General features: G+C 57.1%; 11 protein-coding genes. 3 read left to right on the plus strand and 8 right to left on the minus strand.

Going from position 1 to position 14,259, the window contains the following annotated elements:
- Positions 1–11 precede the first annotated feature (11 nt).
- The 5 genes from mglA to folE all read right to left on the minus strand — a co-directional run bounded on the left by mglA (position 12) and on the right by folE (position 5,965).
- Positions 12–1,532 (minus strand): galactose/methyl galactoside ABC transporter ATP-binding protein MglA, encoded by a 1,521-nt coding sequence (mglA, locus tag NKJ21_RS15375; RefSeq protein ID WP_008804029.1) that lies wholly within the window; start codon positions 1,530–1,532, stop codon positions 12–14.
- Positions 1,533–1,650: 118 nt separating this feature from the next.
- Positions 1,651–2,649, minus strand: coding sequence for a galactose/glucose ABC transporter substrate-binding protein MglB (mglB, locus tag NKJ21_RS15380; RefSeq protein ID WP_008804028.1), 999 nt, complete (start codon positions 2,647–2,649; stop codon positions 1,651–1,653).
- Between the two features lie 296 nt (positions 2,650–2,945).
- Positions 2,946–3,968 (minus strand): HTH-type transcriptional regulator GalS, encoded by a 1,023-nt coding sequence (gene galS / locus NKJ21_RS15385; RefSeq protein WP_012967553.1) that lies wholly within the window; start codon positions 3,966–3,968, stop codon positions 2,946–2,948.
- 155 nt (positions 3,969–4,123) lie between these two features.
- On the minus strand, positions 4,124–5,281 hold the full coding sequence (yeiB, locus tag NKJ21_RS15390) for a DUF418 domain-containing protein YeiB (RefSeq protein ID WP_239270695.1): 1,158 nt from the start codon (positions 5,279–5,281) through the stop codon (positions 4,124–4,126).
- A gap of 15 nt (positions 5,282–5,296) precedes the next feature.
- Positions 5,297–5,965, minus strand: a complete 669-nt coding sequence (folE, locus tag NKJ21_RS15395) for a GTP cyclohydrolase I FolE (RefSeq protein ID WP_008804025.1) — start codon at positions 5,963–5,965, stop codon at positions 5,297–5,299.
- Between the two features lie 360 nt (positions 5,966–6,325).
- On the opposite strand from folE, the gene fghA reads away from it, so the two are divergent.
- A complete protein-coding gene (gene fghA / locus NKJ21_RS15400; protein ID WP_008804024.1) occupies positions 6,326–7,159 on the plus strand; it encodes an S-formylglutathione hydrolase in 834 nt (277 codons plus the stop codon).
- 70 nt (positions 7,160–7,229) lie between these two features.
- Here fghA and cirA read toward each other — a convergent pair whose 3' ends face one another.
- The 3 genes from cirA to yieE form a co-directional block, all read right to left on the minus strand.
- A complete protein-coding gene (cirA, locus tag NKJ21_RS15405) occupies positions 7,230–9,203 on the minus strand; it encodes a catecholate siderophore receptor CirA (RefSeq protein ID WP_016161549.1) in 1,974 nt (657 codons plus the stop codon).
- A gap of 299 nt (positions 9,204–9,502) precedes the next feature.
- Entirely contained in the window at positions 9,503–10,972 is a 1,470-nt protein-coding gene (locus NKJ21_RS15410) for an amino acid permease (protein WP_008804022.1), read from the minus strand.
- A gap of 177 nt (positions 10,973–11,149) precedes the next feature.
- On the minus strand, positions 11,150–12,016 hold the full coding sequence (gene yieE, locus NKJ21_RS15415; RefSeq protein ID WP_008804021.1) for a DNA-binding transcriptional regulator YeiE: 867 nt from the start codon (positions 12,014–12,016) through the stop codon (positions 11,150–11,152).
- Between the two features lie 267 nt (positions 12,017–12,283).
- On the opposite strand from yieE, the gene NKJ21_RS15420 reads away from it, so the two are divergent.
- Positions 12,284–13,333: a YeiH family protein gene (locus NKJ21_RS15420; RefSeq protein WP_002912935.1), complete on the plus strand. Its 1,050-nt coding sequence runs from the start codon at positions 12,284–12,286 to the stop codon at positions 13,331–13,333.
- Positions 13,334–13,404: 71 nt separating this feature from the next.
- Complete coding sequence (gene nfo / locus NKJ21_RS15425; RefSeq protein ID WP_254732975.1) at positions 13,405–14,259, plus strand: deoxyribonuclease IV; 855 nt, start codon at positions 13,405–13,407, stop codon at positions 14,257–14,259.

Raw genomic sequence — 14,259 nt, forward strand, 5'->3', positions numbered from 1 at the left:
AGCCCCTGATCTTAAAGGTGCAATGACGCAAGACGCAGTATTTCGTTTTGCGTGGTGGTTTTAGTCTCTACAATGCCCGCGACAAGGCCATTGCTCATCACCAGAATGCGGTCGGTAATCCCCAGCAGTTCCGGCATTTCGGAAGAAATAATAATGATCCCTTTGTCTTTTTTAGCCAGCTCGGCAATCAGCTGGTAGATCTCGAATTTGGCGCCGACGTCGATACCGCGCGTTGGCTCATCCAGCATCAGGATCTCCGGCTGGGTCAGCAGCCAGCGGCCTATAATGACCTTTTGCTGGTTACCACCGGAAAGCGAACCGATCTGCGTATGCTGGCCGGGTGTTTTAACGCGCATCGAGTCAATAACCCACTGGGTGTCGCTCTTCATTCGCGAGTTATCCAGCAAGCCGATGCTGTTTTTATATTTCTTAATATTGGAGATCAGCGAGTTAAAACCGATATCCAGATAGGCATAAATCCCGGTGGAGCGCCGCTCCTCGGTCACCAGTGCAAAACCGTGGTTAATCGCCTCGTTGGCGCTGTGGTTGTTGATCTTCTTACCGTGCAGGGTGATGGTGCCGCTGGCCTTCTCACGGATCCCGAACAGGGTCTCCACGATGTCGGTGCGTTTAGCGCCTACCAGGCCGGCGATACCGAGAATTTCGCCCTTATGCAGATCAAAGGAGACATCGCGAATGGAGGGTTGACGCAGCGAGGTGAGATTGCGCACCTGGAGGATCACTTCTCCCGGGGTATTTTCGCGATCCGGAAAACGCTGGTTGAGCGAGCGCCCGACCATCATGGCGATAATCTTGTCCATATCCAGCCCTTCCAGCGGCTGGGTGGCGATCCACTGGCCGTCGCGCAGGATGGTTATTTCATCGCACAGCTGGAAAATTTCTTCCATTTTATGCGAGATATAGACGATACCGCAGCCGCGATCTTTCAGCTTGCGGATGATCTTAAACAGATGGTTGACCTCTTTTTCCGTCAGCGATGACGTCGGCTCGTCCATGATGACGATTTTGGCGTCATAGGAAAACGCCTTAGCGATCTCAATCATCTGCATCTGGGATACCGATAAGGTACCGACGCGGGCACGCGGGTCGATATCAATATCCAGCTCATCAAAAATGGCCTTGGTATCCCGGTACATTTTGTCCTGATCGACAAACATGCCTTTGGTGGGATAGCGTCCGAGCCACATGTTATCCATGACTGAACGCTGTAAAACCAGGTTTAATTCCTGATGCACCATCGATATACCGTTTTCCAGGGCTTCTTTCGCCGAATGGAAATCGATCTCTTTTCCCTGAAAAAGAATGCTACCGGAATCTTTTTGATAGATCCCAAAAAGGCATTTTAATAATGTCGATTTGCCGGCGCCGTTCTCACCCATTAACGCATGAATGGAGTGCGGACGAACCTTCAGGTTGACATTATCAAGAGCCTTGACGCCAGGAAACGATTTGTTGATGTTGGTCATTTCCAACAAATATTCGCCTGACCGTTCGCTATTATTGCTGACCATAGTTATACCTGGCTGCGTTCATGCACGCCCCGTCCGGCGCAATTACGCCAGCAGGAGTCTGGTTCTGTATCAGGAATAATCGGGCGTGGTTAAACCACGCCCGCAACTCACATCACGATTACTTGCCGGTAAACTGGCTCAGGTTGTCTTTATCGACGCCCACGTACGGTACGCGAACAATCTTGTTGTCAATTTTCCAGTTGGTGCCCGCCGCGGCTTCTTTACCTTCCGCGAGGTTTTTCGCCAGATCGAAGGTCGCTTTCGCCTGGTTGTTGGCATCGTTCAGCACGGTACCGGCCATCGCACCGGATTTCACCAGCGCCAGCGCTTCTGGCAGGGCATCGACGCCAAACACCGGAATGCTGCTCTTGTTGTGCGCTTTCAGCGCTTCAACCGCACCCATCGCCATGGCATCGTTGTTCGCGATCACTACTTCAATCTTGTTCGCATTCGGGCCGGAGAGCCAGGCGTCCATTTTGTCTTTCGCCTGCGCGGTATCCCACATGGCGGTATCCAGCTGCAGCTGCTGGGTCTTCAGACCTTTATCATTCAGCTCTTTGATAACGTAGGTGGTACGCGCTTCCGCATCCGGATGGCCCGGCTCGCCTTTCAGCAGGACGAACTGGATCTGACCGTCTTTATTCAGATCCCAGTTCGGGTTGGCTTTCCAGTGCTTGGCGATCAGATCGCCCTGAATAATCCCGGACTCTTTCGAATCGGTACCGACGTAATAAGCCTTGTCATAACTATCCAGCGCTTTGCGGGAAGGCTCTTTGTTGAAGAACACCACCGGAATATTCTGCCCGCGCGCTTTTTCAATCACTGTTCCCGCTGCCGCCGGGTCAACCAGGTTAATCGCCAGCGCCTTCACGCCTTTCGCCAACAGCACGTCAATCTGATCGTTTTGCTTCGACTGGTCGTTCTGCGAGTCATTCATCAGCAGCTGGACGTCAGGCGCGGATTTGCCATCTTTTTCAATCGCCTTACGCACCACCGACATAAAGTTGTCGTCATATTTATAAATCGTCACGCCGATACGGGTATCTGCTGCGTGTGCGGCGGCGCCAAATAACAGACCAGCCATTACAGCAGACAGGGTAAACACCTTCTTATTCATGGAATCTCCGGTTTTATTATGCAGGGTCATTATTGTGAAAAAGTGCGGGCGGGGTTTGTTGCATTAGTGTTACCGCACAACGCATTTCACGACGAAAATTCGGTCTTCCGTGTCGGGTAACGCTCCAGAAAAATACGACTCTAAAACTCGTTTAACGCCTTGTTCCTACTTAAAAAAGTGAGGATAACCCATCACCTCGTGGTTCAGACTGGTAAACGCTGCCATCATAATCAGGCGAATGTTAATATACTGTGAATTTACTCACAAATTGAAAGCGGTTACATCCCATCACCGCTTCAGTTAGTGATCGGCCCCACAGTTTGCCGCTGGGCAACGGAATGACGGCGCACCAGCGTCGGCATAAAGCAGTGCGTTGCCTCGCGATCCAGCTTGCCGGCCGCCCCCAGCAGCGCCAGCTCGGTGGCCAGCTTTGCCATCGACATTACCGGATAGCGCACGGTAGTGAGTTGAGGATCGGTGTAACGGGAAATAGGAATATCATCAAAGCCAATCAGCGACAGATGCTGCGGCACGACAATGCCGTTGTCCTTCAGGGTCGTCAGCGCGCCGGCCGCCATGCTGTCGTTATAGGCAAATACCGCGGTGAGACCGAGATTGCGCCCCAGCAGTTCGACCATCGCCGCCTCGCCGCCCTGCATATCCGGGGAGCCAGAACCGACCCAGCTGTCCGGGGCGATGATGCCCTGCTCCTGCAGCGCTTTGCTCCACCCTTCCCGGCGCATATCGTCATCTTCAATGCCGTGGTTTGAGGAGAGATAGCCGATGCGCTGGTGACCGTGATTGAGCAGCATGCGGGTGGCCATCAGCGCGCCGCTGACGTTGTCGAGCCCGACGCAGCGATGGGCAAAGCCTGGCACAATGCGGTTGATCAGCACCATTCCCGGGATATGTTGCATAAAGTCGCTCAGTTCATCATCGCTGAGCGCTTTCGAATGGACAATCAGCGCCGAGCAGCGCTGGCGGATCAGCACCTCGATGGCGTGGCGCTCTTTTTCCGCCTCGTGATAGCTGTTGCCGATCAGCACATACTTCTGATGCTGCTGGGCGACGGTATCCACCGCTTTCACCAGCGCGCCGAAGAAGGCATCGGAGACGTCCATCACCACCACGCCGATGGTATCGCTCACCTGGGTGGCCAGCGCCTGGGCGTTGGCGTTGGGCCGGTAGCCCAGTTGGGTCACCGCTTTCATCACGGCGTCGCGCGTATCCGGACTCACCAGCGCGCTGTTGTTCAGCACCCGCGACACGGTGGCCACGGATACACCCGCCTGGCGGGCGACATCACGAATGGTGATCATACTCAGCGACCTTAAGAGAATTACAGCACGTCACATTCACCTCCTGTGCTCAGCAAGGAGGCTATTCTGGCAGCGACCCGCGGTCCGCTACGTGAGTGAGGTCACACGGCTGGAAACGTTTACATCCGTTTTGTTAATGATTGTGATCGAGATCGTTATCTGGATGTGTCTTTCAATGATGTGCCTGACGCACGCAGGGTTAACTGACGCCACAACCATTCCACCGGCCCCTGGCGGAAGCGGCGCAGCCACAGCGATGAGACAAGGAGGTTAACGGCCCAGATGGGGGGAACAAAGGCCAGCAGCTGCAGACGTTCGAAGCGCATAAACAGCCCGAGATGATAAAACAGGGTGGTGCAGATCAGGGTCTGCAACAGGTAGTTGGTCAGCGCCATGCGTCCGACGCAGGCGATAGCGCCCACCAGGCGGAAACGGCACAGCTGCGGCCAGTAGCCCCAGGCCAGCGAGGCATAGCCGATCGCCTGTAAGGGGGCGCTCAGTTCGCGCGGCGCCTGCAGCAAAAACGCGCACCAGCGATAGTCCCAGGCCAGATACCACTGGGCGAATATTGCCGGCAGATTTACCGCCATGCCGGCAACCACCAGCAGGGCACCCGTGCGCCGGTAGTGACGCAGACTGAACTGCCCTTTGAGCCAGCCGCTGCGCATTAGCGCCGCGCCCATCAGCATCATCCCCGCCAGCTGCCAGCCATACTGGGCGCCCAGCGCCAGCAGATTGTCCGATAGCATATCCGCCCGGTTGCTGACCGCCTCCATGCCGCCGTGCAGCTTCCAGTACTGCTCATACTGCAGGTTCGCCGCATCCGGCACCCAGGAGCGATTCGCCGCCGTCCCGGAGATGACTCCCAGCAGGACCAGCACCGCAATGCCGATGAGGTAGAGCACCACCCCGGTATTGAACAGCGATTTGACATGGTGCGCCTCACGCACCATGCGCCAGCTCACCAGCCCCACCAGGGCGTAGGCCAGCAGAATGTCGCCATCCCAGAAAAAAAGACCGTGAATGAAACCGAGCAGCGCCAGCAGCGTCAGCCGCGACTGGATCCAGCGCTTCCCTCGCGGGAGCAATAGCTGCAGACCGGCGCCAAACAGCAACGCGAACAGGGTGAGAAACTTCACCTGCGCCAGCAGGTCGAGGAGTGCCCACGTCCAGGCATCGCTGAGGGTCGCGCTTCCTGACCAGGCGGGATTGAGGTAAGCGGCCTTCGGCAAGCCGAAGGCGCTGATATTGAGAAGCAGGATACCGAGGATGGCGACGCCGCGGACAAAGTCCAGCGTGACATTTCTCTCCATGTACCCTGCTCCGTTTTAGTTGTGGTGACGTACTGCGCGCAGGAATTCCTGGCGGGTATTCTGGCTGGATTTAAACAGGCCGCCGAGAGAGGTGGTGGTGGTGGCGCTGGTCGCATCGCGAATGCCGCGCGCCTTCACGCAGTAATGCACCGCGTCAATGGATACCGCCACGTTGCTGGTGCCGAGCAGCGTCTGCAGCGCGATCAGGATCTGCTGGGTCAGACGCTCCTGGACCTGCGGACGCTGAGCGAAAAACTGCACGATGCGGTTGATTTTCGACAGGCCGATCACCGCATCTTTCGGGATATAGGCTACTGTCGCTTTACCATCGATGGTGACGAAATGGTGTTCGCAGGTGCTGGTCAGGGTGATATCGCGCACGGTAACCATTTCATCAACCTTCATTTTGTTTTCAATGACGGTGATTTTCGGGAAGCGGGAGTAATCCAGCCCGGAGAAGATCTCATCGACATACATTTTGGCGATGCGATGCGGGGTCTCCATCAGACTGTCATCACTCAGATCCAGATTCAGCAGTTGCATAATCTCGGTCATATGACCGGTAATCAAACGCTTGCGTGTTTCGTTATCAATTTCTTGTACTGGCGCACGCATCGGCGTCTCCAGCCCACGAGCGACCAGCGCTTCATGAACGAGGACGGCTTCTTTACTCAGTGATGACATTTGGGTTTCTCCTGCAGGTGTGGCGCTCTTTGCTTTTTCTGGGGGCAAAGTTTGTATTCATTGTGCGTGAGGTGGCGCACAGAATCCAGTAGCCGTAACGATAATTATTGAAATTGGCGCTGCCTTTTATTAGGGCCTGAAGCCGCGCCTCAGGCGCGGCGCCAAATCCTTATCGCCGAATCCGGAATGATCTAACCGCTGTACGCATCCATAAGCGCCATCGCTACACCGGCATGTTGGCTATAAGTTGCATTAATGATGCAGTAAGTTCTCAAAAGGAGAAAGTGAAAGTTACTCACCGGCTAATGAAATATCTGTATTATGAACGTTTACGCGCACCCCCCTTTCGAGGAGCCTTGCATGGAACTGCTTGAAGAGCATCGCTGTTTTGACGGTCGGCAACAACGCTGGCGTCATCACTCCCCTGTCCTGAACTGCGCCATGACGTTCAGCATTTTTTTACCGCCTGAGCGCGAAACGCCGCCGCCGGTACTGTACTGGCTGTCCGGGCTGACCTGTAACGACGAAAACTTTACCACCAAGGCGGGCGCCCAGCGCATTGCCGCTGAGCTGGGCATCGCGCTGGTGATGCCGGATACCAGCCCACGCGGTGATGAGGTCGCCAACGATGATGGATACGATCTGGGGCAAGGCGCCGGCTTCTACCTGAATGCCACCGAGGCGCCGTGGGCGGCGCACTATCGGATGTATGATTATCTGCGCGATGAACTGCCCGCGCTGATCCGTAGCGAGTTTAGCGTCGGCGAACGCTGCGCCATCAGCGGCCATTCGATGGGCGGTCACGGCGCGCTGGTGATGGCGCTCAAAAATCCGGGCCGCTACGCCAGCGTCTCCGCCTTCGCGCCGATCGTCAATCCCGGCCAGGTGCCGTGGGGCAAGAAAGCGTTTACCGCCTATCTGGGCGCGGATGAATCGACATGGCAGTCGTGGGACAGCTGCGCGCTGATGCAGGCCAGCCAGCCGGCTGACGCCGTGCCGACGCTGATCGACCAGGGCGATAACGATCCGTTCCTCGCCGGGCAATTACAGCCGGCCGTACTGGCGGAAACCGCCCGCCAGAAGGCCTGGCCGTTAACGCTGCGTATCCAGCCTGGCTACGACCACAGCTATTACTTCATTGCCTCGTTTATTGAAGACCATCTGCGCTTCCATGCGCAGCATCTCTTTGCCTAAACGCCAATGCGCCGCGAAGCAGCTTCGCGGCGCATGCTCAGGCCCGCAGGCCACGTTTTAGTGCCGACGATCAGAAGCGATAATCCACCGCCATAAAGTAGCGACGGCCCTCTTCGGTATAGCTGTAGTCGTCCCGGCTCAGATCTTTATCACCCACGTTCTGCACCCCGGAGCGCAGTTTCACGTTTTTGGTCACCTGCCATGCCGCGCCAACGTCAAACAGGGTGTAGCCGCCCGGCGTTTTGCCGGTGGCGCTTACCGCGCGTTGCTGGCCGGTATAGTTGGCCGTCACGTAGAAGGACCAGTCGTCCAGCGGTTTCCAGTCAAGCGTGCCGTTGGCGGTATGGAACGGCAGCGTCTGCAGCGGTTTGTCGCCGCCATTGCTCAGATCGCGGCCATCGTTGTAGGTGTAGTTCATCGTCAGCTTCCACTCATCGCCAAACGGGATCTTCACCTCCGTCTCCACCCCTTTGATGCGGGCTTTGTTGACGTTGAAATAGCGGAAGATCGGCACGCGCTTGCCGTTGACGGTTTTCCAGCCGACAAAGTTCGGGTAGCCCGGCGCTTCGCTGGCGCTGGAGGTGCGCAGAACATCGATCATATCGTCGACATTATTCTGGAAGGTGGTGATGCTGCCTTCAACATCCTGCAGCCAGCCCTCTTCCCCACGGTAGTAGAGACCGAGCTCGAAGCTTTCGCTAGTTTCCGGTTTCAGGTCCGGGTTACCGATGATGCTGCACGACCCGCGGCAGGAGTTGGTGGTCCAGTCGGGGTTAAGCTGCAGCAGCGACGGGGCTTTAAACGCCGTCGCCCAGCCGCCTTTGACGGTGACGGTATCGGTGGCGTTATACACCAGATAGGCCCGTGGGCTCCAGTGATCGCCATAGGTCTGATGGTCGTCCATACGAATGCCGGTGGTCAGCGCCAGCGGCTCGATAATGCGCCATTCGTCTTCGATAAACAGGGCGTACTGACTGGCGGAGGTCGACTGGCCGCCACTGCTCAGGTTGACCGGATCTTTGAGTTTATCGTGGCGCCATTCGCCGCCGAAGGTCACCAGCTGGTTAATCATGTCCAGCGGCAGGACATACTTGCCGTCGATGGCATTGCTTTCCGAGGTGATGGTCCCGTTCTGCCCCGGATTTTTGTTATCCACCTTTTCGCCGTAGAACTTGAGCTCGCTGTTACCCATATCCCAGCGGCCATTATGGCTCAGGGAGTAGTTCTCACGCTCAAGGCGGTTGCGGTCAAGGGAATCGGAATCACGATCCTGACGGTCAAAGCCATAGCCCGCCGTAAAATCATGGTTTTCGCCCGGCGTCCAGGCGAATTCAACATTGCCATCGCGGCTGGTGAAGCCCTCGATGCGCGGCGTCTCGCCGGTGGCGCTGCTGGAAGACTGCGGATCGTCCTTGGCGCGTTTTGCCAGGCTGCCGTAGGCCTTCATCCCGAGCACGCCGTCGATCAGCGGACCGCTGGTGAAGAACTGGCCGTTCCAGGTATCACCGCGGTCGCGGTGTTCCTGAATGGTGGTATCGGCGCTCAGCGTCCCGGTCCATTTCTGGCCGATTTTTTTGGTAATAATGTTGACCACGCCGCCGAGCGCATCGGAACCGTAAAGGGAGGACATCGGGCCGCGCACCACCTCGATACGTTCGATGGCATCCACCGGGATCCAGTTCAGGTCGAAGTCATTGTGGCGGAAGACGGCGTTGCGGGAGTTGACGCGTTTCCCGTCGACGAGGATCAGGGTATAGCTGCTGCTCAGACCGCGAATGCTGACGCCCTTGCGGTTATCTCCTTCGTTAGTGAGCTGGACCCCAGGGACATCGCGCAGTACGTCTTTCAGGTTCTGGACGGGCTTACGTTGTAAATCCTGCTGGGTGATGACGCTGATGCTCGCCGGCGCGTCTTTGACGCTCTGTTCAGTGGCCGAGGCGGTCACCACCAGCGTTTCTTCATTTACATCGGCGAGAGCCGGAAACGCCAATGATACGACGGACGCAGACAATCCCGCCCGGATAAAAGGGTTTAACCTGAACATTCCAAATCTCCATGAGGTGTACAACCAAACAAACAAAAAGGTGCTGCTCACACGCGCTGGCGGCCTGTCGCTCTGTCGGCGACATGCTCGCGCTGTTTTCTCGTCGATGTGGCTGGTCGCCCGATGTCAGTCTGACCCAATGGCAGAGACGGGGAGTGGCTTCATCCGTAATGGGCGAAAATGATAAAGATAATGATTACGATTATCAATATAATTATGAAGAATTGTGTCAAGCTGTAACCGTGCGGACATAAAAAAAGCCCTCTTTTCAGAGGGCTTTTATCGCACAATTGCGAAGATTAACGCTTAAAGCGGTCCGGGAAGGTCATTTCGCTGTAGCGAACAAAGCGGGTGCCTTTCGCCAGCTTGTAACCAAACCAGATGACGAGGAACAGCGGAATACCGATGTAGGTCGCCGCCACGCCGCCCCAGTCAATGGTGTCCTTGAGGAACGCTTCGTAGTTCTGTCCGAGGGTGATGATCAGGCACAGCACGAAAGCGAAGATCGGCCCCAGCGGGAAGAACCCGGAACGATACGGCAGATTATTAATATCGTTACCCTGCATGACGTAGCCACGACGGAAACGATAGTGGCTGATCGCAATCCCCAGCCAGGCGATAAAGCCGGTCATCCCGGAGGTGTTCAGCAGCCACAGGTACACCGTCTGGTTGCCGAACATGGACGTCAGGAAGCACAGCGCCGCGATAACAGTGGTCGCGTACAGCGCGTTGCGCGGCACGCCGCCACGCGACAGCTTCGAGAAAATACGCGGCGCTTTGCCGTCGCAGGCCAGGGTGTACAGCATACGCGTGGAAGCGTACATCCCGGAGTTACCGGCCGACAGAACGGCAGTCAGGATAACCGCGTTCATGATCGCCGCCGCCGACAGCAGACCGGCATGCTGGAAGACCAGCGTGAACGGGCTGACGGAGATATCCTTCACGTCGTTGCGCAGCAGGCTCGGGTCGGTGTACGGAATGATCAGGCTGATAATCAGAATGGCGAAAACGTAGAACAGCAGGATACGCCAGAAGACCTGGCGCACCGCGCGCGGGATGTTCTTCTCCGGATCCTCAGACTCACCGGCCGCGATGCCGATAAGCTCAGTGCCCTGGAAGGAGAAGCCGACAATCATCGCCACGCCGATCATCGCCGAGAAACCACCGGCGAATGGCGCATCCGCGATCCCCCAGTTGCTCCAGCCAGTGGGCTGCGACCCTTTGAAGATGCCGACAATCATCATCACGCCGACAATAATAAAGATAATGACGGTGGCGACTTTGATCAGCGAGAACCAGTATTCCGCCTCGCCAAAGCCGCGCACCGAGATCCAGTTCAGCAGGAACATAATGCCAAGGAACAAGGCGCTCCAGATCCAGCCCGGGGTATCAGGGAACCAGTAGCTCATCACCAGTTGCGAAGCCACGAGGTCAACGGCGATCGTCACCGCCCAGTTGTACCAGTAGTTCCAGCCCAGCGCGAAGCCGAAGCCTTCTTCAACATAATTCTGGCCGTAGGTGGCGAAGGAACCGGACACCGGCATAAACGCCGCCAGCTCGCCCAGGCTGGTCATCAGGAAATAGACCATCAAACCGATCAGAATATAAGACAGCAGCGCCCCGCCGGGACCTGCTTGCGAAATGGTTGCGCCAGAGGCAACAAAAAGACCCGTACCGATGGAACCGCCAATGGCGATCATGGTCAAGTGGCGCGCCTTCAGTTCACGACGTAGCGTGGGCGCTTCTGTGGTTTTAGTTTCCGAAACCATGTGATAATGCTATCCATCCAAAAAATGAGGCGCGATTGTAGCAGACGATCGGGGTTCCATCCGGTACAAATGCAAAGTTATAAGAGAGCTTCATGATCGCCCGCAAATTATTAGTAAAGCACTAACCTGCGGAATTGCCAGCGAATTCCCCCCGTTATGAGGCGTAAAAACCGGGTGCTACACCTGGCAATATTGCAGAAAACGTTGTAATGCTTTGGAAATATGCTTCTGCCGATGATGGATCCGCCACAGCGTGCGCGTCAGCCGGGGCAATGGCACTTTCAGCTCCGCCAGCGTGCCCGAGGCCAGCTGTTCGGCAATCACCCGGCGCGATAAACAGCTGATGCCCAGGCCATGTCGGACGGCGTGCTTGATCGCCTCCGAATTGCCCAGCTCCATGCCCATATGAAACGCCGGCAGATGCGACAGCAGTACATAATCGACAATCTCCCGGGTACCGGACCCATGCTCGCGCAGGATCCACGGCGCCTCAGCCAGTTGCTGCAGGGTCACCTCCCCCGCCAGCAGCGGCGAATCAGGCGCAGCAAACACCACCAGCTCATCTTCCAGCCACGGCTCGGCAATGATGTCGGCGGCATGGCACGGCCCCTCAATCAGACCGAAATCCACCCGCAGGTCGGCGACGGCGTTGATCACATCCAGGCTGTTGCCGACGCTCAATTCCACCGGCAGTTCCGGGAAGTCATGGCGATAACGGGCGATGATCTCCGGCATAATATAGTTGCCGATGGTGCTGCTGGCGTAGACCCGGATCGCCCCGTTATCGCCGCGAAACAGCTGTTCGATCTCCAGCGCCCGCTCCAGCAGCGCCAGCGCACGCGGGTACAGCAGCCGTCCGTGCTCATTCACCACCAGTCGTTTACCGACGCGGTCAAACAGCTGCACGCCGAGCTGCCCTTCCAGATCGGTCAGCGCGGCGCTGACCGCAGATTGCGAAAGCGCCAGCATCTGTGACGCCTGAGTGGTTGACCCACTCTTATGGACTTCGGCGAACACTTCCAACTGCCGCAGCGTAATATGCATAACCCACCCGTTTAGTAATCCAACCTGAATAACCTTCCTTACTATGGTGACACAAATCGAGGCGGCTGAAGGAAGGAAAATCCGCTTATGTCACAAAATCATCGTCTTGCCGGGAAACCACCCCGCTTTCGCCGCATCGCTCCCCTGCCCCCCCTTGTCAGCGACGATGCGGTCCTTAACCACTTATTACGATTGATTATAAACATATAATCAATTTTATATTTAACCGCGCGCGGCGTAACCTTTAGGCAGACAAAGGAGAAGGTTATGACAGCACTCACTTTACCCACCAAACATCGTTCCCTGTGGCATTTTGTCCCAGGCCTGGCGCTGACCGCCGCGCTGACCGGCGCCGCCCTGTGGGCCGGGAGTTTCCCCGCCATCGCCGGCGCAGGCTTTAGCGCCCTGACCCTCGCTATCCTGTTCGGGATGGTCGTCGGCAACACGGTCTACCCGAAAATCTGGCAGCCCTGCGACGGCGGGGTGATCTTCGCCAAGCAGCACCTGCTGCGCCTGGGGATCATCCTCTACGGCTTCCGCCTGACGTTCGCCCAGATTGCCGACGTCGGCGTGAGCGGTATTTTGATTGACGTTCTGACGCTCTCCAGTACCTTTTTCATCGCCTGCTTCCTTGGCCAGAAAGTGTTTGGTCTCGACAAACACACCAGCTGGCTGATCGGCGCCGGCAGCAGCATCTGCGGCGCGGCGGCTGTGCTCGCCACCGAACCGGTGGTCAAAGCCGAAGCCAGTAAAGTGACGGTCGCCGTCGCCACGGTGGTTATCTTCGGTACCATCGCCATCTTCCTCTACCCGGCGATGTACCCGCTGCTGGCGCACTGGTTTACTCCGGAGACCTACGGGATCTATATGGGTTCCACCATGCATGAAGTGGCGCAGGTGGTTGCCGCCGGCCATGCGGTCAGCCCGGACGCCGAGAACGCGGCGGTTATCGCCAAAATGCTGCGCGTCATGATGCTGGCTCCGTTCCTGCTGTTCCTGGCGGCGCGTGTTAAACAGCTGACCCCGGCAGGCAACGGCGAGAAAAGCAAAATCACCATTCCGTGGTTCGCGATTATGTTCATCCTGGTGGCGGTGTTTAACTCCTTCCATCTGCTGCCGAAAGCCGTGGTGGATATGCTGGTGACGCTGGATACCGTTCTGCTGGCGATGGCAATGGCCGCCCTCGGGGTCACCACTCACGTCAGCGCGCTGAAAAAAGCCGGGGCGAAACCGCTGCTGATGGCGCTGATGCTGTTCGTCTGGTTGATTGTCGGCGGCGGGGTCATTAACGTCGCTATCCACAGCCTGATGGCATAAAGCACTACATCTTTCTCCAGTTAAGCCGCTATCATTACCCACCCCCCAGCGGCTTTAACTGGAGTTTTTTTATGAAATACGTAGGAGCGCACGTGAGCGCCTCAGGTGGACTGGCCAATGCCGCCATTCGCGCCGCCGAAATCGAAGCAACCGCCTTCGCCCTCTTCACCAAAAACCAGCGCCAGTGGCGCGCCGCGCCGCTCAACGACGAAACCATCGCCGAATTCAAAGCCGCCTGCGAAAAGTATCACTTTGGCCTCGGGCAGATCCTGCCGCACGACAGCTACCTGATTAACCTCGGCCATCCGGTGGAAGAGGCGCTGGAAAAATCCCGTGATGCCTTCATTGATGAGATGACCCGCTGCCAGCAGCTGGGGCTGACGCTGCTCAACTTCCACCCCGGCAGTCATCTGCAGCAGATCCCGGAGGAGGCGTGCCTGGCGCGCATCGCCGAATCGATCAATATCGCGCTGGCGAAGACCGAAGGCGTCACCGCGGTGATCGAAAACACCGCCGGCCAGGGCAGCAACCTCGGCTTTAAGTTCGAGCACCTCGCGGCGATTATCGACGGCGTGGAAGATAAATCCCGCGTCGGCGTCTGCATCGATACCTGCCACGCGTTCGCTGCCGGCTATGACCTGCGCAGCGCCGAAGCCTGCGAGAAGACCTTTGCCGACTTCGAGCGTATCGTCGGCTTCCAGTATCTGCGCGGCATGCACCTGAATGATGCCAAGAGTACGTTTGGCAGCCGCGTTGACCGTCACCATAGCCTTGGCGAAGGCAACATTGGCCACGACTGCTTCCGCTGGATCATGCAGGACAGCCGCTTCGACGGCATTCCACTGATTCTGGAAACCATCAACCCGGATATCTGGGCGGAAGAGATTGCCTGGCTGCGGGCACAGCAGATCGCCGAAGTGGCGTAA

This window comes from Klebsiella sp. SWET4 (assembly GCF_024296565.1).
GTDB lineage: Bacteria > Pseudomonadota > Gammaproteobacteria > Enterobacterales > Enterobacteriaceae > Klebsiella > Klebsiella variicola.